Here is a 23,545-nt window from a genome sequence, read left to right as displayed (position 1 = left end):
TTGATTAGAGTGTGGTGCTTGATGGCCCAAATATCCAACTACTCAGAAACCAAAAACATCATCTGCTTTCGAGTAAATAAATCTAGTACAGACTGATTGAGACTTATTAGCTGCTCGATGCTTTATGCAATCTCAAGGGCATACTGATGTTCGCTAACATCAGACGGCATGGGCATGCTACTGTCCCCATCCAGACGTTGCTAGCGTGCTTTATGTCGGGGAAGAGTGCTAAATGTCCCTGTCTCAAAGTCTAACAACTCAGCAAGATCGACCTTGTCGCTAATCTCATGAGTGGCTGAGATACAGTAGAGTTTCTGCGTCTCAGGCAGTTACTGCTTAAAGTCTAGCAAGTCTTAATTGCCAGCTTTTAAATAGATATGGCGTTTATCACTTTCTGCGTCGTAGATGGTGCTAAGCCAAAAGTCGCTATAATGCGACAATAGCAGCTCTTGAAGCGGTCTTACACAAGCTAGAGACAATTCCGACAACGCCTGCCGTAACAGGGCTAACTCGTTCCCTTCAAGCCGTTTAATGCCTTTATAGCGGTGTTTATCTTAAGCTTGCTCGACCCTACGAATGTGCTCAATGCTAATCTCCTCAAGACGAAGCCTATCAAGTAGCTGCTCTGTTTCAGTCAGCGTTTTTTGAATATCTTGCAAGACATCCTTGCCCTCTAGCTGCTGACGTGAATCAGTATCCAGCTCTTACACTAAACGCTGCGCTCCGTCAAACTCAATGCACTGGCCCTTAGCAAAAGTCTTGTCCTCCTGCACACGCTCTAAATAGTAAGCGTGTTTGATCCCTAGTAGTTTAGAGATTTTCGCTCTACCATAGCGCCGTTGCCAAAAGTCCATAGCCTGAAACATAGAGTCGGCAGTCAGCTGGCCATCGTGCTTTTAACTCTCAAACTAACTCTCAAACCGGCGTTTTTGCTTGTTTTCATCAAGGTCGCCAGTCCCTGTCTCCATGAGCCAGACCAAAAGTTGCATTTTACTACGAATGACAAGAGCGCTGTCAGTCTGAGTCCTCAAGCTCTGATAAATCGCATGCAGCTTGATGTAGCTACCAGGTCCCTTTAGCCTACAAGCCTCTATACCAAACACACGCTGGATGGCCTTGTTTTCTTGTGCCATCATCTGGTCTTGTAAAATCTTCGTCGGCACACAAATGATAAGCTGCTCTAGCTCTTTTTTGGCTAGCAAAGGTTACAGATTACCGTTGGTCTTGCCGCGACCCGCTTGCGCTTCGATAAATGTTGGTAGGGCTTGGTCAAAGGAAGCTGATACTTCCTGTGCAAAGACTTCTTGTGGCTTACGCTCCTCGCGTTCCAAGAGCTGTCTGTTATTCTCAAACTGTTGCGATAGCTGCTTTTCTGCTCCAACTTCCTGTTCACGACGTAAAATCAAGCCATGACGCAAGTGCTATTCCGAGCTTACCATAGGCTTTGCTGTTCTATAAGCATCATCACCCTACTTCCGACTCTCAAACAAAAGAGCATGCGCAAAAGGCAGCATTCTCTCTAGCTGTTCTTTTGGCCAGCTCTCTCTCTTTGCCTTTAACTGTAAAATAAGCTGCGCCGTCGCATAAGCGTCATAGATAGCCGTGGGCACCTGCGACAAATCAAGGTCCAGCACTCCTGCCAAGTAGCCAAGGCCATATTTTTCAAAGCTGGGATAAATAACCTGTGACAGCTCCACCGTATCCACACGAGGTGGGCACAGTCCATAGCCCTCAAAAAACAACTGCTCGGCTAAATGAATGGCGTCTTACTTAACATTGTGCGCTACAATAACACAGTCCTCAATCTGCTCAATAATTTCTCTAGCCACTTGGGATAACTCAAGCGCCGTTCGCAACTGCTCATCAGTGCTACCTGTCAGCTGATTGAAATTATCCTCTAAAGCTTGGTGCGGAATGACATCTGTAGAGTTGGTCTTTTCAATCTCGTCGTTTTCGATGTTGACTATGCCGTCTTGTGTGATGACTGCGTTGCTTCCTGCTGAGGTAGCCTCCAAGTCAACGACAACTCATGCTCGTTTTGCATTCTCGTACATTATACCTCCATTATAGCATGCTTTTATCTTTATGGATAATCTCGTCTCTAAATTGAAGCACTTTTGCGCTTTTTTTGGTAGCCTATGGATATGGAAATAAATAGTACATTATATACTATCGCACGTGAATCCACTTTCGACCTGATCAATGACAGTCCCGTCCTCCTCGTTGACCCAGGGAGTGACTATGCGAGTATCTGTGAAACGCTTGTGTCTATCGGAAAGCCGCTGGCTGCCATTTTACTGACCCACACGCACTACGACCACATCATGAGGATCGACCTGGGGCACAGGGATTATGGCAATCCTCCTGTCTACGTCTCTGAAAAAGAGGCAAGCTGGCTAGGCTCTCCAGTGGATAATCTCTCTGGTCTTCCTCGTCACGATGACATGATCGTTGTTATCTTCAAGCCTGCGGATTACTTTTTTGAGCTTGGCAAAAGTTACCAGCTAAATAGCGTGGCCTTTGATGTGCGTGATACACCTGGGCACTCGTTTGATGGTGGGTCCTTTGTCTCTGAAAGAGAAGAGCTAGTCATATCTGACGATGCGCTTTTTAGAGTGTCTATCGGACGTTATGATTTGCCGCCAAGCATCCGTGTGGTGCTTCTTAAGAGTATCTTAACACAGCTCTTTTCTCTACCAATCCACTACCAGGTCTCCCCTGGGCACAGTTTTGACACCACTATCGGACATGATAAGCATTTCAATCCTTTCTTTGCAGCCTAATCTTCAGCCGTCTTTGTTCGGCTTTTTCAGGATTCTCATTTCATTAAATAATTGACAAACGTCATATCTAAGCATAAATTATGTGTGGTTATTAACTATTAAATACTCATTTTTTGTTTTTATGATTATCATTAGTATAGGAGACTCAATGAACTCAATAACTACCTGTGATTTTCATGGCTAGCCCTACAGCCGTACGCTGATGATTTTGCTTTTATTAGTGGCGTCTTTTGCGGGGGTTCTCAATCTTACGACCTTAGGGACTGCCATTCCGACTTTGATGATAAGTTTTCATAGCAGTATGGCGACCGCTCAAAAGGCAACGACCTGGTTCTTGCTAGCAAATGGGATTATTATTCCTGTTTCTACCTTTTTAGCCACACGCTTTTCCCCCAAATAGCTCTATATCTGGGCTTATGCGCTTCTAATTATCGAGCTGTTGTTGACTACATTAGCCCCTACGTCTAGCTGAACGATTTTATTGTTAGGACGTATCATCCAAGCCTGCGCCGTCGGGATTACCTTGCCCCGTATGCAGGTTATCTTGTCCAATGTCTTTCCCAAAGAGCATCTAAAAACTGCCATGGGACTCATTGGTCTGGTTGTGGGACTAGCCCCTGCTGTTGGACCTACATTAGCGGGTTGGATTTTAAAAGAGGACTTTGTCATCGGACCTACCCATCTCATGTGGCGTGCAATCTTTATCCTTCCGCTTATCATTTTACTCGTTTCCTTGATTTTATCACCTTTTCTTACCTAAGATGTTATTGACATTGAAGCGATAATACTGGATATGTTATCCCTTAGCCTGTCTACTGTAGGATTCGGAAGCTTTCTTTGGGGCTTTTCCAATGTCGCTAGTCATAGCTGGGGCGTTTGAGTTTATGTGCTGGCTCCTATAATTATCGGGATTATCATTATCACTCTCTTTGTCCTCAGGCAGGCGCATACGAAAGAGCCCTTTCTTAACGTTACTCTCTTTAAATACATAGAGTTTTCTGTAACGACTCTTTCTATCGCCCTTTCTGTGATGACGATGATGGGGGTTGAGCTGATGTTGCCACTCTATCTCCAAGATGTCCCCGGCTTATCTACTCTCAACTCAAAGCTAACGCTGCTTCCTGGGGCCTTGTTGATTGGGACTGTCAGTCCCGTTGCTGGATTTATCTGTGATTAGGTCGGCTCCAAGCGCTTGGCTTTGGTTGGATTTTTCATCTTGGGTGGGGGGACTGTTCCCTTTATCTTCCTGTCAGCGTCAACGGCTGACCCCTTCATCACGCTTTTGTCTGCTGTTCGTATGTTTGGGATGGCCCTTATCCCAATGCCGCTTACTGCAAGTGCCATGGGAGCGTGGCCTGCTGAAGCAGCTTCGCACGCTACTGCTACCTACCATACCGTCAGACATATCGCATCTACGGTCGTTGTGGCTTTGTTCTCTAGCGTCACTCAAAATGTCAGCCCATCCAACAATCCTGCAGCCACCCTCAAAACTCAAGACCCCATCGCCGATGCTGCAAAAGTTATCGACGCTAGTCTAAATAGTTTGCACGCTTCCTTTGTTCTTGGCTTTGTCTTTGTGGTTATCGGATTTATAGTCACTCTTTTCCTACGCAAAGGAATGATTGAGGAAACATAGAAGGCGGACAAATGATTATTGCCATTATCGCAACGACTACGATTTTGACCTTTGTGACCTGGACACTGATTAAGTCACCTGTTTGGCGCACTATTTGGGGAATTATGTCGCTTTTAGCCTTCGTCGGCTCCGTTTATATCTTAACAGACCCCTTTATCTATCACACAGGGCTTTCCATTAAAAGTGCGGTCACACGCCAGTCTATCTACACAGCTGATGTGCCTAGCCTGCCGTATGGCATTCTTACCTATTAGCCACTTGGCCCCAACTCAGACCTTAAAGTACTGGTTTTCCACTCTGATTAGAAGGCTAAATAAGCCAACACCCACTTTGTGCCAACTATGAAAAAGTCTATACAGGCAATAAATAAGACTTCTATTTACACCTTTTCTGACGTCACAAAAGTCACACTTGTTACAGCCCCCTAGCGCTACGCTTGGCCCTCAAAGCGTGACGAGATTTTATACGGCTTTGCGGGAGAGGGAGGCAGCCTTGTCTCTCAAAAAAGCACGGTGGAATTGCCAGATATAACATGGCTAGCACTTTCCACCTAACAAGCGCTACCACTGGCACATATCGCCATAACACACAGCCAACGCGCAGCGTCTTCCGATGAAGAAGAAATGGCCAAAAGCGACCCTCTAGCCGATGCTGAACTCCATGTAGTGGCCATAAAGAATATACTCCATCTCACGAATTAAGAAAAATTCCCCTAGTCATATGACCTGTGGAATTTCTTTTTCTGTTCTGAGATACCGGCGCATAGAGAGGGTTAATGCAAAAGCTCCGATTATAATCCCAAAGGAAAAGAGCCCACCGATACCATACGGTAAACAGCCTTGGGGGGTTTAGAACACCACGCCCTTGTAGCTTGATACCAAGTCTTCGTAGACAAACTGATTACCAAAATACAGGATGATAGCTGATAAAATAGCACCAACGAAGCCTATCCTAGCCCCTTCAAAAAAAAATGGACCCCGTACGTCAGAGCTCTTGGCCCCACCCTAGCGCTTGACTTCAATAGCACGCTTACGTGCCCTAATAGTGAGGCGCACGGTGTTTGATGTGCGGAGAATAGCTATGATGATAAAGGCAATCACACCGATTATACCCCAGAGACGAACGCCACGCATGAAACTCAGCATCTGATCAGCGTCATAACCGCCTTAGGTCACATCCTCAACGCCTGAGATTTTCTTACTCGCCTTGGCTACGGACGTGACCTGGCTATCCTTACTCACCTTGATCTAGTAGACGTCTTGAAGCGGAATGGCGTCACCTTCAAGTGACTTATAGATATCTGACGATGTCTTTTGCAGTTTTTTCAACTCTTGGTCCTTACTTGAGTAAGTGCTAGACGTGACACCGTCAATGGCCTTGATTAGATCGTCAATCTTGGGATAGCTGGCATTTGCACTGGTTTGTCCGGCCAGGTCTGTGACTTCTTTTGCGCCATCTGTTGAATCATAATCAAGGTATACACTGATTTGCACCTTGTCCTCAGCGTTTGAAGCGACTTTTTCGACATTGAGCATAACCGCTGATACCACACCCGGCCAGGTCAGCGTAATTAACATGGATGTGCTAGAGGCAAAAGTCATCCAAAAGTTACACTTTAAGTTCTTGATGGATGGCCACACAGGGCTATAGAAATATCTAATTACGGTAACCGTAGCCTCCTTTCTCTCCGTCACGGCCAATACGTCCATCCTCAATCGTCACACCACGATGACGTAGCTGGTTAACGATTTGGCTGTTGTGCGCTGCCATGATAACTGTTATCCCTTGATGATTGATACACTCTAGCCCCTTCATAATCTCCATAGAGATTTCAGGGTCTAGGCTTCCCGTCGGCTCATCGGCAATTAAGAGCGTAGGATTGTTAACGATGGCCCGGGCAATAGCCACACGCTGTTGCTCACCACCAGAGTGTTGATTAGGAAAAGAGCGCTGCTTGTGCTTTAGCCCGACCAGCTCTATGACCTCAAAAACACGCTTTTTGATGTCCCGTCTTCTGCTTCCGATTACCTGCATGGAAAAGGCAACATTTTCATTAACAGTCTTCGTCGGCAGCTACTTAAAGTCCCGAAAGACCCCGCCGATTCTGCGTCGTAATTTTGGAATGTTGCGACATTTGATTATGGTGCGGTCGACATGGCCAACCTTTAACTGTCCATAGGTTACTTCTTCCTCACGGTACAAGAGTTTGATGATACTGGATTCACCTGCCCCAGACGGTCCAACAAGCTAGACAAACTCTCCTTGATTGTCCGTGTGGTTGATACCTCTTACTACGGTTGAAGCGCGACGGTATTTCTTGGTCCCGTCTCGCATTTCAATTAAAGCCATATGTTTTCCTTTATCTGGATTTTATAGTCTTCGCTTATATGCCATTTGAGCTAAGCGTCAATTAAGCCATCAATAGCGCCATCCATGACCTTGTCCACCTGTGCGACTCCATAGCCTGTGCGGTGGTCTTTGACCATGGTAAATGGGGTATAGACATAAGAGCGAATTTGGCTGCCCCATGTGCTTTCTTTTATGTCCCCTTTTAGCGCATCAACTTCTTGTGCTTTCTTTTCTTGCTCGAGTTGCTAGAGTTTGGCTTGGAGCATTTTCATTGCACAGCCACGGTTGCCGTACTGCGTTCTATCAACGGTAGAAGTCACACCTATTCCTGTTGGGATGTGGGTCTAGCGCACACCCGTTGACACCTTGTTAACATTTTGCCCACCGGCCCCACCACTCCGGAAAGTGTCCATCTTGATGTCGTCATCACGAATCTCAACCTCGACAGGATCGTCAAGCTCTGGCATGCCCTCATCAGAGGTATAGAAGGTGTGACGGCTCTCAGCCGAGTCATATAGTGAGCTACGCACGAGCCTATGGACACCCGTTTCTAATTTTAAAAGCCCGTAGGCATTTGGTCCTTCAAAAGCTAGAGTTACAGCCTTGACCCCAGCCTCATCCCCTGCTTGATAGTTAAGCACTTCAACCTTAAATCCTTTGGCATGGCCATAGCGGGTGTACTTGCGATGTAGTATAGCGCCCCAATCCTGAGCTTCTGTCCCACCAGAGCCTGGATGAATCTCTAATATAGCATTGTTGTGGTCGTAAGGCTCAGAGTGCAAAAGCGTCTTCTCGTAGCTTATCTTAAGCTTATCAAGCTTATCAAGCGTCTCCTCAAGCTCTGGCATGAGACTCTCATCCTCATCCAACATCTCTAGCATTAGCTCACTCTCTTCTGAGAGCCCCTGCATGGTGTTATAGATATCTTAGGTCTGTTTGAGCGCGTTGAGCTCTTGAGAGACCTTTTGCGCTGCTTGATTATTACCCCATAACTCAAGCTCGGTCATGTGGTTTTCCAAAAGCGCAATCTCTTCCTCCAGCCGTTCTTAGTCAAAGAGACCTCCTGAAGCTAGTCAACTTCTCTGTGTTTTCTACTATTTTATGGCGTGTTTCTACCATATCCATAAAAAAATACCTCGTTTTTTATATAATCTTCTCTACTTTATCATAGGACGTGCCATTTTACCCTTTCGGGAACTCACGCCTGCTACTCAGCTTTATCGTCAAGAAAAATTAACTCAGATACAAGTTAAACTTTTGTTACATAGATACGACAGCTAAAAAGCTAGGCACTACCTAGCTTTTTCGTGTATCTAAATAATAAGTTGGTTATCTTTTATGTTTAGACCACAGTAGCTTTTTAGCTAACGCTGTTATAACTATAAATGATTTAGCGTTTAAAAGCTTCTACCATAAGGACATATCCTTGATAAATGAAAGCGCTAGCTCCAATGGCGGCTTCGACAATGCTGGCTAATAGCGGATTAAACATCAAGACAATTCCTAAAATAATTACCCCACTAGCTGTCCAAAGAAGATAATTACTTAACTCTGGTATGCTCGTTGATGTGCCACTAGCTTGGAATTAACGCACAATCCCTATAATCAATAGCCATAAACCAATCACAGTCGGCATGAGAATAGGCCAGGTCAAGAAATAACCTGACAGTAAGTAAATCCCAAAAATAGCGGAAACAATGGCGGCACATAAGCCCCCGATTCTGCGACAGCCTCCACTCTCGCTAAAATAGTAAATAATCTCTGCTCAGGCTCCTACTAATAACGCTACAGCTCTTAACCAGCTAAGAGAGAAGAGATTAAGAGACGGTACATATAGGAGATAAATCCCTATAATGGCTCGAATGACACCTGCTACGAAAGAGAGTGCTCGACTTGTTTTCATAAGCGCCCCCTATTTGTCCTCCTTAGTCGCATCGTTAGTTAAGTGGTCTTTTACTTGATTGTGACGTGCTTTCTTCCTAGCTTTTATCTACTCTCTGGCTTCTCTCTGAAAGTCTTCTTGCATTTGGTTGGCTAGAGTCTTCTCGTCTCTGACTCCAGAAGCGTCATAGCGAGTTGCTCTTGACTCACAGCTGGCCATAATATTACCATAACTACGGTCAACCTGCTCTGTTCCAAAAGTCACTAGCGTAACGCCATCAGCTCAGATAATATCTTGCATGACCTGCTCATTGAGAAGCGACTCATTGTCTTCAGCAGTATTACCAATAGCAGCCCCAGTAAGAGCCCCACTCGCTCCACCTAACAAAAGCCCGATAGGACCAGCTAGCATTCCGATGAGTCCTCCGACTATTCCACCTACCATTGTCTCATCATTTGAGGCATTGTCCACCTCGTGAAGAATCTTTACGCGTCCATCTCCCTTGCTCACAAGAGCATCTTGAGAGCTACTAGACTAGGGAGTGACCCTGCTGTTTTTAAGGTCTGATAAGGCTTGCTAAGCCTGACTCTCTACAGCGACAGCTGTCACAATAATGGCTTCCATAAAAATACCTCAGCTCTAACGGTTGCAGTATTACACTTGTCTCAGCTGTTTATAATTTATCTTTCAGCTGTTTATCATTCTTTTAACGACTCACAAGTTTCTGTCTAACCTGTGCCTTTTCAAAATAACGCATACACCTTGTCCACTAGCTTTATGCGACAATAGAGCTATGGCAAAATTAGCGATAATGAGTGCTTTACACATTGCCCTCAATCCCTTTGGACAGTCTGATACAGAGTGCTTAAGAGAGCTGCTCAGAGAAGACCACTTAGAGCCCCTACTTCTAGCTGGCGTTAACGCCATTGACTTTCACCAACCGGCGCTGCCGTTTATCAGAGTACTGCAGAAATATCTCCCGGTTACCTATAATCTGGGTAATCCCGCTATGCGTCTTCTATAGAAGAAGCAAATCGAGCAGTTGGATTATCAGCTCTACGACCTTGGGCAAAAGCTACTGCTTGCTTTCCACGGTTGGTATGATTACTCCTTTAACGATAGCGCTAGCTTAGTGGCGTTTGTCTAGCGCAATAAGATGTTTTGGTTTGTCCGTAAGCTGGAGCGTACTTTTGATGCCCATACGCTTACCGAGCAGCCACTTAAATAACTGGTGCCTAGCTTGCAAGCTCTTGATGGGAAAAATGTCAGTGTCGCTATGCACTTCGTCACTCACGGACGCTTTATCATGACCCATGAGCGCTTCTAGCCGTTTACTAGCTTTCTAGGCAGTCAGCCTTTTCATGAGGGGTTGCAGCGGTATGGGGTTGGTGCCGTGGTCTTTGGACTTGCGTATAGGAGGTTTGGTAGGGTAGCTTTAGACGGAGTGACCTATCACTCCCATCCTCGCGGCTTCAGGCGTGAGTGGCTACTGAGGATCGACTTTGTCCAAAAGCACCCAGAGTACATCCCTCCATCCACTTGGAATTTAGCCATACGCGACAATGCCGTCAAAGACCTAACGAGCTTTAAAGCTTACCCCATCCAGCACTCCAAAGAAGAAATGCGACCAGCTACGACCGTGTTAGTTCTGTAATATCGGACATAAATCATTAAAAATAGTGGTTGATAACGTTTGTCTCAACCTCTTTGTGTTTAGAACTTTCAGCTTGCTCAGCTTTCTTTGGCGCTGTTTTTGAGCTCTTCGACTTTAGCTTTGTGGGCCTCTTTGCGTTCTACTTTGAGCGGTGCTTTGGCTTGGTTTTGATGGTTGACTTAAACCCTGGCTGCCTCTCCAATCTCAGTAGCTACCGTTGCACTATTTCAACGCATGATTTGTGTATCGTGTTTGGCAAAGTACCTGTCTAGAACCTACTCATCTTTTTCCTGCACGAGGGCAACGACTGCTGTCTCTCCTGCTCGGCGTTTTTTAGCTACGACATCAATCTTACCCGCTTCTGCTGGATCGACAGCAACGCCAGTTGCTAGTCAGTAAAGACTGCCTGCGCTATTACCCAAGACCTTACCGAGTGGACCCGCCAAAAGCCCCTCAAGACCACCTATAAGCCCACCTTCTACAGCTTTGTTGGTTGTTAAATCCTCATAATCAAAGAGGTCTTTTTCAACGAAACGCCCAGCTTCAGTTTCCACTAAGGCAATTTGAGCGACTTTTGGGCGCTCGCTTTACTTGATAGACTTTAGCTCAGTTAAGGCTTGCTAGGCGTCGCTTTCGGTTTTAAAAATAGTGACGTTTACATCTTCCAAAAATTCCTCCCCCTTTTTCTAGGCTCTTTGTCCACTTAAAGTGAACTTTTGTTAACGTTTTAGACACCAGACGGCTACATTTCTAGCGGGGCTAGATACCTCTCCAAAGCCGTCCTCATCTATGATGCCCTCGCTACTGTCAGGCTTTATCTAGTCATAATACCTCTGTCCGACGTAGTTCCTGCCTCCGTACTTGCGCTTACTTGGGGTTTGGTGGTTACTGAGGACATCCGCAATTGGAGCGCTTGTTTCATTACCAAGGCGCACCCTAGCAATGCAACTTTTCTTACCAAAATAATCCACCTGCTCACTATAGGCAATGTCCCGTCAGCTACGCTACCAGGTCTTCAATCCAGCCTTGATGCTTGCTTGCCCTTGCGCCCCAGATACACCACGATAATCACCGTATACGTCACAAGGCAGACCATCTTTGTGCACTAATATCGTCGCATAAGCAATCGGCTTAAACCAATCTGCCACAACAGACTCCTAGGCGTGACCCCTTTGTGTATCTTGACTTTCCCCACTAGTCGCCGCCTTATCCAGCTAATGCGTGACCCAGGTCTTACCAAAAAGCTGGCACAGGTCATCCTTTTCCCCCGCTAGCCCCTCTCCAAAAAAGTTGTAATGCAAACGGGTATCTATCAAGGCAAAGCGAATATAGATATTTTCCCGACAATGCCGTTTGTCCTCCAACTCACCGTTCCACTACTCACCAACGAAGTAAAAGTCCTCGCCGTAGCGCTCCTTGATACGGCAGCTAATATAGTTCATGAAAAAGGCATCACTATGCGTGACAGCATGCAGTCGAAAGCCCTCTACACCAGTGCTATCACTATACCTCCGTGCCCAATCCCGTAGATTTTGCACGACCTCTGGGTGTTTGATGTCAAGGTCAGCATTCATGAGCTAATCGTAGCTGCCATTTCCCTTATCCACTAACTCGCCTAGCGCCCAGCCTTCATTGTTCCCTTGGCTTTGGTAATTGCCCCGGCGGATGCGCCTAGCGTTATAGTCCGTTCCTGTAATATGATACCAGTGCCTATCAAAATCATCGTCAGCTTTGTTGCGCCCTGGGACGGTAAACTGTGTCCATCCCTCAAGCTCATAAGGCTCCGTCAAAACCTTGGTGCGATCCTCGCTGTCCACCTCTACGACCGTGAAAGTCTCCAGCGCATCGGCACTCGCTTTATGATTTAGGACAACATCGGCAATTGACGAGATACCACTTTCTTTTAGTGTTTGGATGCGTTTTAGATTCTCGTCTTTAAAGCCGTGTTTGGTGCGGACAGTCCCTTTTTGGTCATACTCACCTAAATCATCCACTTCCTAAATACCATAGCCCACATCGTGGTCGCTCGTTACCTTCTAGGCGGGCGGTAACCACATGCTCGTGACACCTAGCTCAGCAAAATGAAGCGCTTCCTCTGTGAGTCACATCCAATGCTTGCCGTCAGCTTTTAAGTACCACTCAAAGCCCTGCTCCAATGTCTCATTTGTCCTAAATGTCCTCTCTCCTAAATGGCTTTGTCTTCAGTTTCGTTTTATTATTACACATTAAGCTACCGAATGCCCAATATTTGGGAACCTTTTAAATCCACTCGTCTAATGAGTGGTTTTATCTTTATAACTAGTACTCCGCATCACGGACCTGCGCCCCCAGCTCCACATCACGGCTTATGATGCGTACAGCCTTGCCAGCCCCTTTGAGCTGGCTGACTTGAGCTATTAAGGCTTGGAGCTGGTCGCCGTCTAGGATGCTAGTCAGCTCGTCAAAGCTAAAGACCTACGCGTCCGACAAGAGACTGGCTGCAATCATTAGCCGCTGCTGCTCACCGCCTGACAACTCCTGCAGGTGCCGCTCAAGTAACTCAAGCTAGCCTAGACTGACGAGTTGGTCTTCTGGCTGGTCTTTTCTCTTTTGTTTCAAGTTCAATTCCTCTTTCACGCGGGCAGTGATGAGTTTCAGGCGCACGTCTTGCAAAACGCGGCTGACCACCTTTAGCCTGTCTTTTGGCTTCAGAGTGAAACCCTGCCAAGTGCTTTGCCCCTGCCTTTCCCTCCTAGCGCCTGCTAGGCTTTGCGCCAAGGTATACGCGCCTCGTCCGTTATGTCCCATCAAGCCTAGGCCCCTACCTCAAGGGATGGATAAAAATGGCAACCTACGTAAGCCATCTGGATACAGCGCTTAGTCCTTGACTAGTAAATCTGACGACTGGCTAGCTGCCCTGTCCTGACTCTTTTGCTCAAGGTGGGCCTGACTAGCAAACAAGTCTAGCTGACGTAAGCCTAGCTGCTGTCTTTCTTGCGTTGACAGTGCTTGTAGCTGACTCGGTGACCAATCATAGAGCAGTCTACCATTGTTAATTTAGAACACCCTGTCCTCCAAGGCCATAAGATACGCCAGTATAGGCTCGGCGTTGAGAAGGGTCTTGCCAGCTTTTATCAGCTTGGTGCTTTGCGAGCGCAGCTAAGCACTACTAGCAGCTTCTAGCTGACTGGTCGGCTCGTCTAGGATAATTTCAGGCGTATCCTGCATGACAGCCACCGCCATAGCTAGTCGCTGCTGCTCACCACCTGACAACGCCTAGCAATCCCGCTCCAGCACGTGTATCAAATCAAAGGCAGCTGCCACTTCTGTCTGACATTTTTGGATAAGCTCAGCTGGCTAGCCGTGACTTTCCGCTGGAAAGACCAGCTCATGTTTGACTCTTTGGTGGAAAAATTGACGAGCTGGCTCTTGAAAGGTGCTGGCTACTTGACGAGAAAAAACTGCCGTTGTCTCTCGTCCATCCCTACAATTCCCGCCCTCAACAGTCCCTACCTAATGGCTCTCCTCATCTAGCACTAGCCCTCTCAGAAGCCGTGAAAAGGTCTACGCGCCAGCACCAGAGCGTCCAGTCTCCAACACCCACTCACCAGAAGAAATAGTCTCATCTACCACTTGATCAGCAGGCTTTTTCGCACAAGTATAGGTGAGGGCGACATGCTTCAATGAAATCTGAGTATGACCCAGAGACTGCTCAGTAGATAGTATAGGCAATAACTCCAATCTTCAGCATAATACCGCTGAAGCTAGGCGGTGCTGACCTTTTTCTCTAGTGCTAAGCCCTTAGTTATGACAACTGTGGTCAAGTCCTCTTCTTGAGCCAAAAGCGTAATGAGAAAAGGCACGATGAGGTAGCTGCCATAGCGATGAGGGTAGCGCAGATAGTTTCAAGGACTGGTAATCCAGCCCCTCAGGCGCAAATTGCGGTGTAGCTGGCGGCGGGTTTGCCCAATCATGGGCAGATACCGCAGACACCCCGCCAAGGTCAAGAGCAGACTCTCTGGCTGGTGCCATTTCCTATGACCGTGCCCTAGGTCGTAGCTGGTCGTCGTGCTAAGAAGAAGCCCACCCGCCATAAAGCTAGGCAAAAGTCGTCTAGTACCTACCTCCACTATCGCATGACCGTCTGGCATACTCATACTGCCAACGCCCGCATAGCTGAGACTAGCGTGATAACTCAGCAGACAAACCAGCACCTTCTGCCCCGGTCCGTAGCTGCTTTGGAGCAGTAGGAGACTAGCGAGAAGAGTGTATTCTAGCACTCCTGTGACATCGTCGAGAATGAGAAGGTTGCATAAGATACGTCAGAGGATTATGGTTCTGACATCAAGCGCCATTGGCCACCCTTTCTATGAAATGTTTCTTGGTCATACGCGGCCCTAGCCAGCCACCCAGCAAAGCGCAAATAACGAAAAAGCCTGCTAAGTAAAGGCCATTCCCCAGAGTGAAATCCACCATAACTCCCGTGACATAAATCATGTCCTTACCCCGCTCAAGGAGCTTTTGAATATAGGCGTCACGCATTAACCACATGTGATAACTCGGACCGCGACTGCCATAAGATACGTTAACATAGGACCAACGACTGCGCCCCGGGCTCTTGTAATTGCTAGACTTTGCCAAAAGGTCTGCCAGGAATCCGCAGATACGTCGAGGGAAAAAGGCCAAGCTAATATGCCCTGACAAAAAGAATAAGACTGCCATGATAGCGCCCTTGAGAAGCACCGCACAGACCTTTTGCACCCTAGCGATAAGGAGCATTTAGACCACACAGCAAATCTGGGCGGCTACCGCTGGCACTTCGACCATGTTTGCCGAGCGAAAGATACGTACAGCTCAGAGCGTCCCGAGCCCCACACCGAAACTGTAGAGGGCAGACAGGGTGCCTGTAAGAATCATGTCTTTAACAGTGAGTTGTTTCTTGATACCCTCGCTTTAGTGTTTGAGTAGGAGTTGACCAGCTTTGTCCGCATATACGGTCTCTGCTGAGGGGACCGTTGATGCACAGTGACTTACGAGAATGACAGTGCCTGTAAAGTGGGTCTCGATCAGCTGGATAAAGGCAGCTTCGCTAAGGGCATCCCGACTGCTGGGTAGCTCGTCAAAGATATTAACTTGAGCCTCTTTGAGCCGGGCACGCATTAGCTCCTAGCGCTGACGCTCACCCTCTGACTACTGGCTTGGACTTACGACTGTGTCCATCCCACTTTCTGCCTCTTTCAAGCGTCTTGTCCTACCACATGCGTCCGACACCTGCCAGATGTCCTCATCTATGATGGCTGGACTTGCCACTACCCGACTTTCCCTAATAGTTTGGTTGATCATCGGCGCCGTCTGTGGGATATAGGCACTGTGCGCTTGCTTACCCTGTCTATCATGCCTACGAATGTCTGTTTCAGCTTGATTGTGATTACCAGACTCTACATCGTACCAGCTCAGAGTGTGCCTGACTAGCGTCTACGTACCAGCACCAGACTGCCCGCCTATTCCAAAAATGACAGGCTGGTCATAGTCAGCTTATTCCTTATCTGAAACCTGCTGACTGCGCTTGTTATAGGCACTACTGACCTCGTCTCAGGCGATAGGAGTCTCCGCATCCTGCACAGCCGTGGCAGTCGTAGCTGGCTCAGCTTCGTCAAAGTGCCCAATGACATGGCATCCTGCATGCATGGCCCGTTTAAATCCAATCGGCAACCGGCTAAGTTCCAAACAGGGAGCAAAGGAAGCTAAGACTACGACAATCATAGCTACAGCGTCTGACAGCTCTTCTCCACCATCCTGCGCCCTCATCAAGCTGACCACAGCCACCAGCACTATGGACAAACCTACATCCAATAACGTCCTAGCCTGCGGCATGATGTTGACTTGCGCCCCCTCCCGCTCCAGCGGATTGACCTGCTGGCTTTCTGCCTGCTAATGCTCAAATGTTTCTGTTGTTTTATGGTATTGCACCTAGTCAGCTGCTCCACGCAGGCTTTCTGAAAAGTCGCTGGTGTAAGCTTTTCTGACCTGACTTTGCTTAGCCAGTTTTGGCGTCAAAACCTAGGCAATAAGAATAGGAAGGACCACTGCAAGCAGCAGATAAGTCACAAAAGCATGACCAGCATCGAGGAGCGAATATTGCCCCAGATAGACCAGCATAATTTGCGCTGTAATGACAACTGTGCCGATAGGAGCTCAGGTGTAAGCTAAGATACCCTCCAAGGCCTCAATGTCCTCACCCAGCAGCTTAATCAATTGCCCGCTCTCTGTTCTGTGAAGCTTGCTAGGTGCCTAGCGGCGCAATGCGTCAAAGACTTGATTTCTGAAATCCGCCAAGGTAGGAAAAGCTCCCCAGTGTCCAAACTAGTGCTCTCCGTAGCGTAAGAGCCCACACTACAGCGCAACGACTAGAAGAATAACAAGGCTGGTAAGCTCTGGTTTCTCTGCAACTAGCGCTGCTAAGGTCAGTCTGACGTGTAGCACTGGAATAGCCCCGGTCAGGACAAAGCCCAGCACAGCAAAGATACTCGCCGGACCAATGGCTGGTTCACGGGGCTTCAGCTCAGCCAAAAGTCGTGGAATCAGCTGTCTAGTTGACGTTGTTTCCATTAGAATCCGCCCTTTCTAAATTGACTTGCGTATCGACCTAGTCCTTGATGCTCGCCACAGTCTCATCTATAACCTCTGGACTGTCAATACGACTGCCCTGCTCGTCTAGGAAAAACACCCTAGGCTCATTCATGACCTGCGCCATCTTGGGCGTAATGCCTATGACCAGAGCTTCTCTTGCCACCAGCTGGATGCGGTCGTAAATGGCCCGCTCTTTGTCTCTGTCCACATTTGAGGTCATCACGTCCTAAAAGTAAAGACTGCGCTTGGCTCGAACGCCACGTGCACAAAGAATTTGCTGACGCTGACCTTGCGAGAGGCCGCTCCCACTTTCACCGACAAGAGTATCAATACCTTCTGGAAAATCATGGAAGTTCTGAATAACACCGTGCTTGTCCGCCCAAGCCTACACTTCCTTCCTGGTCATGGTACGTCCCAGGACTTGATTGTTATAAATGCTCTGGTTAAAGAGATAACTCACGCTTGAGACATGGACCACTTCTGTTGCGCTGGTCTACGCGTCAAGAATGGAAATGGCCAGGTCTTCTAGGAAAAGCTCACCACCATTTGCCGCTAATCGTCATGTCAACAAACCAGCATGAGTCATTTTCCCTTGCCCAGACTGCCCAGCAACAGCTAGCCCCTGTCCTTTTTCTAGGATCAAATCTAGCCGTGACAGCACTTTTATGTCGTCTGTGTAATTAGAAGAACGACTTTCCACACTCAATCGTGAAAAGGCGGGCAGTGTCTTGCCCTCTTTGTCTTCATCCTCTTTGACACGATCTAGAACGGTAAAAATCCTATCCGCCATCTTGGTGTTCATCATGACCAAGTGCATGCCGTAGCCCAGCTCACGAATAGGCGCAAATAACTCGGTAGCAATGAAGCTAAAGAAAATCATGGTGAAAAGACTAATCTGACCTGAAAGCAGCGGCGTCGCCGACACGAAGCCCGACAAGCCTACACCCCGATTCATGACCGCATCCATCTAGCCCACCGACTGCAGCGGATACCGCAGCAACAATATAGACGCCTGCCTGAAATCCTCTTCCTGTGTGGCACTATCCTTGACGTACTTTTCATCTACCTAATAAGTATAAAGGGTATTAGGACCAAACAAATCGTCCAAAAAGCGATTTCCTACATCCATAAAAGACCCCCTGTAGCAGTTCATGAGATGGCACGAGCGCTTTTGCATGAGAATGATAGAACTCGGAATCAAGGGTAGGCCCAATACTGAAATAGCTCCGCCCAAAGGATATAGTAAAGGGACTATCAGCATAACCGTCGCACAGTTAAAGTACGCCCGCAAGGTCTGATTGCGGTAGGGACCGTAGTAGGCGTCAAGAATGTCAACCCCTCGTGAGGCAACCGTCAGCACGTCCGTTACACTCGTTTGGCCCTCATTCTGAGCGGACTTGACTTGATCAGCTTCAAATAACTGTGTTTTGAGCTGGTTTCTAGCGTATTGTGACGCTAGACCTTGCAAATTTTTAGCGTAACTTGCGACTCCACTACCGAAAAGATTGAGCCCTGAAATAGCTAGGACAAAGAAAATCCAGTTGAGCTGGTCAAAGCCCCTCTCAAAGCCTGTCGCCACATAGTAGGCGATGAGTGCACTACTGGCCACCCGCATTAGTAACTGGATCCAAGATAGGATGGCTGATCTATAAATCAAGCGCTGCTTGGCTAAATCTTGCTCTTTGAGCCGTTTCAAGAGCGCTTTTTTGCGTTCACGTGACATTTTCTTTGGCTGTAAATCCACCACGATAACCCCCTTTAGGACATTGGTACCCTTTACATCGTCACCTTTTTCGACCAAACTGTCTACACAATTTTCTGAAAAGAGACTTTCGTTAAGCAAACGCGAATCACTACAAATAAGAAGCTCAGCATGCTTAACTCCTTTCGTTTGATAATATAGCTTTTATGTCCTGTCCTGTAGCACGTTGGATAGCTTTGTCAATACCACCAAGCACTACCTTGAGGAGACTTCCTACGTTAACAACTCCCCATTGGGTCAGAGAGAGTTGAGACACGTGGAATAACTCGTTAAATCCAAAAATGGCCATGGCTGCCATCACTAGCACAAAGGCGACAAAAATTGCCCAGTTAAAGTGCCTACTCTTAATGAGTCCAACGGTAAAGATAGACTGGTAGTCTGACTTGACGTTAATGGCATGGACTAGCTGGAAAAGACCAAGCGTCGCATAAGCCTTGGTCCATGCATCCTCGTGCAGAGCGTGGTTACTGCCAGCGTGCTCTGGGAAAAGCACTGCCCAGTCGTTCACGCCTAGCACAAGCAAAGTTTGGAATATTCCTTAATAGCTGAGAGCTCCCAGGACACCCCCTGTGAAGAAGCTGGACTTGCGTGCACACGGTTTGGGCTTCAGGACACCAGGCTCAGCTGGCTCTTCCCCTACTGCGCTGGCAGGCAAGGTATCTGTCACACGGTTAATCCAAAGCAAATGCCCAGGCTCTTACACATCCCAGTCAAAGAAGGTAGCAAAGAAGATGGTAATGACCTCTGCCATGTTGGCTGAAAGGAGATATTGGATGGCTTTTTGAATATTTGTGAAGCCCTTACGCCCTCCCTCATCCGCTCCTATGATGGTTGCAAAGTTGTCTTCAGCCAGCACCAGATCAAAAGCCCCTTTAGACACTTCCGTTCCTGGAATTCCCAAACCTATTCCAAGATCAGCTGTCTTAAGAGACGGTGCGTCATTGCCACCGTCGCCGGTCATAGCAACGACCCTACCTTCATTTTGCCTAGCCGTAACGATACGTACCTTGGGCTCTGTAGACACCCGGGCATAGTCTGAGTATTGCTTAATGACTCTTTGGACGTCCTCACCGCTCATCTCATCCAACTCAGCACTGGTAATGACATGTTCCTCAGTGTCAGTAGGGTCAATGAAACCAAGACGCTTAGCACTAGCTGCAGCGGTATCTTGTTGGTCCCCTGTCATCTTGATTGGGCGGAAACCCTCTCCTTTTGCGACTTAAACCTCTCGCGCAGCTTCTGGACGCTCTGGGTCAATCAAACCGACAAGACCTGTAAAGATAAGGTCTTGCTCAACAGTTTCATTTGAGACTTCCTCTGGCTGCTCGTCAATAATCTTGTAAGCACCGGCTAGGACACGCAGTGCTTGGTGCGCCATAGCTGAGTTACTTTCGGCGATAAGGTCTGTAATGTCTTGTGTAATTGGTGCTTTCTCGCCAGCATCGTCCCGTGTTGTACAGCGTTATAGGAGCTGGTCTGTAGCACCCTTTACGGCAACCCGATTTTGTCCGTTTGGCAATTGGTGAATGGATGACATGTGCTTACGCTCTGAATCAAACGGCACCTCTGCTATCCTAGGGTAAGCCTCAATATTAGCCGTAACATCATAGCCCTCGTCAAGCGCCTACTGGATAAAGGCAGTCTCTGTTGGGTCTCCAGTGTGCCTACCTTCTTGGTCAATCTTGGTATCATACGCCAATACATCTGAACGCAGCCGTGGCAAATCAAGTCCGCGAGCTATAGTCTCATCCGCTTCGTGCCATCTACCGTCGTAAAAGACTTTCTGAAATGTCATCTAGTTCATGGTCAATGTTTCAGTCTTGTCTGACGCAATAATCTCTGTGAAACCAAGCGTCTCAACGGCGGGCAGTTTAGAAACGATGGCATTACGCTTAGCAAGGGTCTGTGTACCTAGCGAGAGGACATCCGTCACTATAGCAAAAAGCCCCTCTGGGAGAGCTGCTACCGCAAGGGCAACGGCTGTCTTCAAACCAGCAATCGGCACACCACCACGCAATAACACGCCAACCGCAAAGTTCAGAGCTGCAATTACGATAACCACATAAGTCAGCACTTTTGTGAGCTGGGTACGGTTTTGTTTGAGCAGTATGTCCGTCTCATCAGCGCTCGCTAACCTACCGGCGATATGTCCTACCTCAGTGTACCTACCAGTGTTGGTTACATCCCCAACGCCTCGTCCGTACGCAACGTTTGAGTTTTGGTAAGCCATATTGTGCCTATCCCCAATCCCAGCGTCGGCCGCAACCTCGGCGTCTGCCTCCTTCTCAACAGGAACAAACTCACCCGTCAGCGCTGCTTCTTCGATTTTGTGCGAAGCTGTTTCTAAATGGCTCAGATCAGCTGGGACAACATCCCCCGCCTCAGGTAATCCAATATCTCCGGGCACCTAGTCATTGGAATCCACTTCGACCACATGCCCGTCACGGCACACCCTAGCAAGTGGGCTCGACATGCTTTTCTGGGCTTCAATGGCGGCTGCAGCTTGTCCTTCCTAATAGCCACCAAAGGCAGCGTTTAAAACCACAACAGTCAATACGATCAGAGCGTCTGTCACACCCTCACCCCCTACGATTAGGACAAACAAGACTGCCGCTACCAGCAATACGATCATCTTCAAATCTTTAAACTGGTCCAAAAATACCGCTCCAAGAGAGCGCTTCTCTGCTTCTTCTAGCTCATTATGTCCATAGTCGTCTCAGCATGCCTTGACTTCTTGATTTGTGAGTCCGTCAATACTTGACTCAACAACTTCTAGCACGTCTCTTTGACTCTGAGGATATCAGCTTGCTTTCTTTCGTTCTTTCGCCACTATCCTCTTCCTCCATTTATACTTTCCACCGGGCTCCAAAAAAGAGACCTGTTTTAAACGACTAGTCACGCTGTTTAGGACATAACCGGACATTTCTTTCATTAGGACGACCATGCCACAATGTTTCTCGACTACTGACCCAAAAGTCTAGCAAGCTCCGTCTGCCACCCCCTCGATATGCGGTCTACTAAACCAAATACCACCCCACCAAACACGAACTACGACGCTTCTCTTTGGACACCTTAGCCCCAAGAACGGCTGATACGGTCAGAAGCAAAGCTAGCGCCATTTTCCTGTGTCAGCTTCTAGTGAATGGAGAGTTTGTTCTTGTGCATATCGCGGTGCTCATACTCGGTCGCTGTCGCTCAGCACTGGAAACCAAGAGGTGTTGGAATCATGACCAGCGCTGGCTCTTTGTGGTGAAAGCTCAGGACCGACTTCGGGCTCGAACTACGGGTCATCACCAGGGATTCGGGGTTAAATACCACCACCACCTTTTCCCTTTCATCTTTGTGGTAGGTCCGATAGGCAAAATCACCCCTTTGGATAAAGTCACAACTGTGCACCTCATGGAAAAGCTCTGTCTGGTCTTCCTGATTGTTTTCATTATTCAGTATTAATTGCATGTTTCTTTGTCCCTTCTCTTCCTCTAAACTGTATCAATTTCTGATGAAAGTTGCAATTTTTGCTATAATATCAGCAATGAATGAAAAAGTCTTTCATGTTCCGATTCACAACTATAGCCACGTTAATCACAAAGTCATCTCCTATCTTATCACTACCAGCGAATTACAGCTCTCGCTCCGTATCAAGCAAGTGCCTACATCAGCCTTCACCTTTCACGGGGCAGAGCACAGTCGTTTTTCACATTGCCTAGGCGTCTATGAGATCGCAAGGCAAGTCATTAGCCTTTTTGAGCAAGATAATAGTGACATCTGGAATGCCGCTGAAAGTCTCCTTGTCATGGTGGCTGCGCTCTTATACGATGGGGGGCACAGTACTTACTCGCTCACTTTTGTGCGTCTCTTTGAGTCCGACCACGAGCGCTACACACAGGACATCTTCACTAGCCCGGATACGCTGATCTATAGCTTCTCGCTCCAAGGGGCACTCGATTTCCCAAACAAGGTAGCAAGCGTTATCATCCACACTTACCCAAATATCCAGGGGGTTGAGCTCATCTCAAGTCAAATCTACGGCGACCGCATGGACGATCTGCGGCGAGACTCCTACTACACCGCCGCTCACTACGGGCAGTTTGCCCTTACCCGCATTTAACGTGCCATCCACCCTCTCGAAAACGGCATTGCTTTTGCTAGAAACGGCATGCCCGCTGTTGAGGACTACATCGTCAGTCGTTTTCATTTGTACATGCCGGTCTACTTTCACCCTGCTAGCCGGGCTCTGGAATTACTCTTACAGCAACTGCTAAAGCGTGCCAAGGAGCTCTTTCAATAACAACCTAGCTTTTTTGAGCAAACGTCGCCGAATGTGCGGCCCTTTTTGACGAAAGAAGAGACTTTAGCCGTTTACTTAGCGCTCGATGACAGTATGATGAACACTTACTTTCAGTCTTGGATGCCCTCAAGCGTCGTAATCCTATCCGACCTTGCCAGCCATTTTATCATCCGTAAGGTCTTTAAGTCTGTGACTTTTGATGAAAAGGCTGAAGCCCTACTGGATGGGCTTCGCAAGTACGTTGCTCAAGTGGGCTTTGTTCCCAATTACTACACAGGGATTCATATTAATTTTGATTTGCCCTATGACATTTAGCGCCCTGAAACGGCTGATCCTAGTACGCTGATTGTGATTTTGCAAAAAGACGGCAGTCTAGCTAAGCTATCTCCCCTCACGCCTCTTGGGCGTGCCATTTCTGGGGAGACTGATGGCAGCCGAAGGTTTTACTTTCCAAAGGAAATGCTCTCTGAAGCTGACTTGTTTGCTAATGTCAAAAAGAGCTTTCAAGCGCACCTCATCAACGACCATTTCATAGGAAACTAACTGGCACACCAGGACAAAGTTGCTTTTTTTTAGTAATCT

Annotated in this window: 24 protein-coding genes and 6 pseudogenes; 5 read left to right on the top strand and 25 right to left on the bottom strand. The window is 47.6% G+C overall.

From position 1 onward, the window contains the following. Positions 1 to 704 precede the first annotated feature (704 nt). Genes G5B60_RS11365 through G5B60_RS11345 form a run of 5 tightly spaced genes read right to left on the bottom strand, consistent with a single transcriptional unit; the run spans position 705 to position 2,015 of the window. On the bottom strand, positions 705 to 866 hold the full coding sequence (locus G5B60_RS11365; protein WP_241154484.1) for a hypothetical protein: 162 nt from the start codon (positions 864 to 866) through the stop codon (positions 705 to 707). Between the two features lie 42 nt (positions 867 to 908). Further along, positions 909 to 1,202 (bottom strand): hypothetical protein, encoded by a 294-nt coding sequence (locus G5B60_RS11360; RefSeq protein ID WP_241154483.1) that lies wholly within the window; start codon positions 1,200 to 1,202, stop codon positions 909 to 911. A 3-nt stretch (positions 1,203 to 1,205) separates the two neighbouring features. Further along, a complete protein-coding gene (locus G5B60_RS11355) occupies positions 1,206 to 1,418 on the bottom strand; it encodes a hypothetical protein (protein ID WP_241154482.1) in 213 nt (70 codons plus the stop codon). A gap of 51 nt (positions 1,419 to 1,469) precedes the next feature. Beyond that, positions 1,470 to 1,742 (bottom strand): hypothetical protein, encoded by a 273-nt coding sequence (locus G5B60_RS11350; RefSeq protein WP_241154481.1) that lies wholly within the window; start codon positions 1,740 to 1,742, stop codon positions 1,470 to 1,472. 24 nt (positions 1,743 to 1,766) lie between these two features. After that, the gene (locus tag G5B60_RS11345) at positions 1,767 to 2,015 is read right to left on the bottom strand and encodes an exonuclease domain-containing protein (protein ID WP_241154480.1); all 249 of its coding nucleotides are present in this window, start codon (positions 2,013 to 2,015) and stop codon (positions 1,767 to 1,769) included. Positions 2,016 to 2,144: 129 nt separating this feature from the next. On the opposite strand from G5B60_RS11345, the gene G5B60_RS03520 reads away from it, so the two are divergent. The 3 genes and pseudogenes from G5B60_RS03520 (at position 2,145) to G5B60_RS03510 (ending at position 4,673) form a co-directional block, all read left to right on the top strand. Continuing rightward, complete coding sequence (locus tag G5B60_RS03520) at positions 2,145 to 2,783, top strand: MBL fold metallo-hydrolase (RefSeq protein ID WP_164682706.1); 639 nt, start codon at positions 2,145 to 2,147, stop codon at positions 2,781 to 2,783. A gap of 202 nt (positions 2,784 to 2,985) precedes the next feature. Then, positions 2,986 to 4,419: pseudogene (locus G5B60_RS03515) on the top strand (DHA2 family efflux MFS transporter permease subunit). 11 nt (positions 4,420 to 4,430) lie between these two features. After that, positions 4,431 to 4,673 carry a DUF4811 domain-containing protein gene (locus G5B60_RS03510; protein ID WP_164682704.1) on the top strand — a complete coding sequence of 81 codons (243 nt, stop codon included), beginning with the start codon at positions 4,431 to 4,433 and terminating at the stop codon, positions 4,671 to 4,673. Positions 4,674 to 5,423: 750 nt separating this feature from the next. Here the strand turns inward: G5B60_RS03510 and G5B60_RS03505 are convergent. From G5B60_RS03505 to G5B60_RS03480, 6 genes and pseudogenes are all read right to left on the bottom strand, one after another. Next, the gene (locus G5B60_RS03505) at positions 5,424 to 5,564 is read right to left on the bottom strand and encodes a hypothetical protein (RefSeq protein WP_164682702.1); all 141 of its coding nucleotides are present in this window, start codon (positions 5,562 to 5,564) and stop codon (positions 5,424 to 5,426) included. A gap of 102 nt (positions 5,565 to 5,666) precedes the next feature. Next, the gene (locus G5B60_RS03500) at positions 5,667 to 6,020 is read right to left on the bottom strand and encodes a permease-like cell division protein FtsX (protein ID WP_164682700.1); all 354 of its coding nucleotides are present in this window, start codon (positions 6,018 to 6,020) and stop codon (positions 5,667 to 5,669) included. Between the two features lie 55 nt (positions 6,021 to 6,075). Then, positions 6,076 to 6,768 (bottom strand): annotated as a pseudogene (locus tag G5B60_RS03495) (cell division ATP-binding protein FtsE). 50 nt (positions 6,769 to 6,818) lie between these two features. Next, a pseudogene (prfB, locus tag G5B60_RS03490) lies at positions 6,819 to 7,893 on the bottom strand (peptide chain release factor 2). An 865-nt stretch (positions 7,894 to 8,758) separates the two neighbouring features. Then, positions 8,759 to 8,914, bottom strand: a complete 156-nt coding sequence (locus G5B60_RS03485; protein ID WP_164682698.1) for a hypothetical protein — start codon at positions 8,912 to 8,914, stop codon at positions 8,759 to 8,761. Positions 8,915 to 8,932: 18 nt separating this feature from the next. Continuing rightward, positions 8,933 to 9,094 carry a hypothetical protein gene (locus G5B60_RS03480; protein ID WP_164682696.1) on the bottom strand — a complete coding sequence of 54 codons (162 nt, stop codon included), beginning with the start codon at positions 9,092 to 9,094 and terminating at the stop codon, positions 8,933 to 8,935. 349 nt (positions 9,095 to 9,443) lie between these two features. On the opposite strand from G5B60_RS03480, the gene G5B60_RS11340 reads away from it, so the two are divergent. Further along, positions 9,444 to 9,674: a hypothetical protein gene (locus G5B60_RS11340; RefSeq protein WP_241154479.1), complete on the top strand. Its 231-nt coding sequence runs from the start codon at positions 9,444 to 9,446 to the stop codon at positions 9,672 to 9,674. A gap of 1,022 nt (positions 9,675 to 10,696) precedes the next feature. Here G5B60_RS11340 and G5B60_RS11335 read toward each other — a convergent pair. The 14 genes and pseudogenes from G5B60_RS11335 to G5B60_RS03410 form a co-directional block, all read right to left on the bottom strand. Continuing rightward, complete coding sequence (locus G5B60_RS11335) at positions 10,697 to 10,858, bottom strand: hypothetical protein (RefSeq protein ID WP_241154478.1); 162 nt, start codon at positions 10,856 to 10,858, stop codon at positions 10,697 to 10,699. Between the two features lie 165 nt (positions 10,859 to 11,023). Next, positions 11,024 to 12,412, bottom strand: a pseudogene (locus G5B60_RS03465) (alpha-amylase). Positions 12,413 to 12,848: 436 nt separating this feature from the next. Beyond that, complete coding sequence (locus tag G5B60_RS11765) at positions 12,849 to 13,094, bottom strand: hypothetical protein (RefSeq protein WP_430523644.1); 246 nt, start codon at positions 13,092 to 13,094, stop codon at positions 12,849 to 12,851. A gap of 348 nt (positions 13,095 to 13,442) precedes the next feature. Beyond that, positions 13,443 to 13,556, bottom strand: a complete 114-nt coding sequence (locus G5B60_RS03460; RefSeq protein ID WP_206225083.1) for an ATP-binding cassette domain-containing protein — start codon at positions 13,554 to 13,556, stop codon at positions 13,443 to 13,445. A gap of 632 nt (positions 13,557 to 14,188) precedes the next feature. After that, on the bottom strand, positions 14,189 to 14,563 hold the full coding sequence (locus G5B60_RS03455; RefSeq protein ID WP_164682694.1) for an energy-coupling factor transporter transmembrane component T: 375 nt from the start codon (positions 14,561 to 14,563) through the stop codon (positions 14,189 to 14,191). A gap of 64 nt (positions 14,564 to 14,627) precedes the next feature. Then, positions 14,628 to 15,062 (bottom strand): MptD family putative ECF transporter S component, encoded by a 435-nt coding sequence (locus G5B60_RS11760; RefSeq protein WP_430523643.1) that lies wholly within the window; start codon positions 15,060 to 15,062, stop codon positions 14,628 to 14,630. A gap of 174 nt (positions 15,063 to 15,236) precedes the next feature. Further along, positions 15,237 to 15,443 (bottom strand): hypothetical protein, encoded by a 207-nt coding sequence (locus tag G5B60_RS03445; RefSeq protein ID WP_164682690.1) that lies wholly within the window; start codon positions 15,441 to 15,443, stop codon positions 15,237 to 15,239. A gap of 432 nt (positions 15,444 to 15,875) precedes the next feature. Further along, complete coding sequence (locus tag G5B60_RS03440; protein ID WP_164682689.1) at positions 15,876 to 16,157, bottom strand: hypothetical protein; 282 nt, start codon at positions 16,155 to 16,157, stop codon at positions 15,876 to 15,878. A 519-nt stretch (positions 16,158 to 16,676) separates the two neighbouring features. After that, entirely contained in the window at positions 16,677 to 16,892 is a 216-nt protein-coding gene (locus G5B60_RS03435) for a hypothetical protein (RefSeq protein WP_164682687.1), read from the bottom strand. A 37-nt stretch (positions 16,893 to 16,929) separates the two neighbouring features. Next, the gene (locus G5B60_RS03430) at positions 16,930 to 17,133 is read right to left on the bottom strand and encodes a hypothetical protein (protein ID WP_164682685.1); all 204 of its coding nucleotides are present in this window, start codon (positions 17,131 to 17,133) and stop codon (positions 16,930 to 16,932) included. 339 nt (positions 17,134 to 17,472) lie between these two features. After that, positions 17,473 to 17,868 (bottom strand): hypothetical protein, encoded by a 396-nt coding sequence (locus tag G5B60_RS03425; protein ID WP_164682684.1) that lies wholly within the window; start codon positions 17,866 to 17,868, stop codon positions 17,473 to 17,475. A 111-nt stretch (positions 17,869 to 17,979) separates the two neighbouring features. After that, on the bottom strand, positions 17,980 to 18,756 hold the full coding sequence (locus G5B60_RS03420; RefSeq protein ID WP_164682682.1) for a hypothetical protein: 777 nt from the start codon (positions 18,754 to 18,756) through the stop codon (positions 17,980 to 17,982). A 34-nt stretch (positions 18,757 to 18,790) separates the two neighbouring features. Then, positions 18,791 to 21,454 (bottom strand): annotated as a pseudogene (locus G5B60_RS03415) (cation-translocating P-type ATPase). A gap of 416 nt (positions 21,455 to 21,870) precedes the next feature. Continuing rightward, complete coding sequence (locus tag G5B60_RS03410) at positions 21,871 to 22,131, bottom strand: DUF1934 domain-containing protein (protein WP_164682680.1); 261 nt, start codon at positions 22,129 to 22,131, stop codon at positions 21,871 to 21,873. Between the two features lie 76 nt (positions 22,132 to 22,207). Here G5B60_RS03410 and G5B60_RS03405 point away from each other — a divergent pair. Then, positions 22,208 to 23,506, top strand: a pseudogene (locus G5B60_RS03405) (HD domain-containing protein). The last annotated feature ends 39 nt before the right edge of the window (positions 23,507 to 23,545 follow it).

Source organism: Streptococcus hyointestinalis, assembly GCF_011039275.1.
Taxonomy (GTDB): Bacteria; Bacillota; Bacilli; order Lactobacillales; family Streptococcaceae; genus Streptococcus; species Streptococcus hyointestinalis_A.
This window is presented reverse-complemented; position numbering and strand designations above follow the sequence as displayed.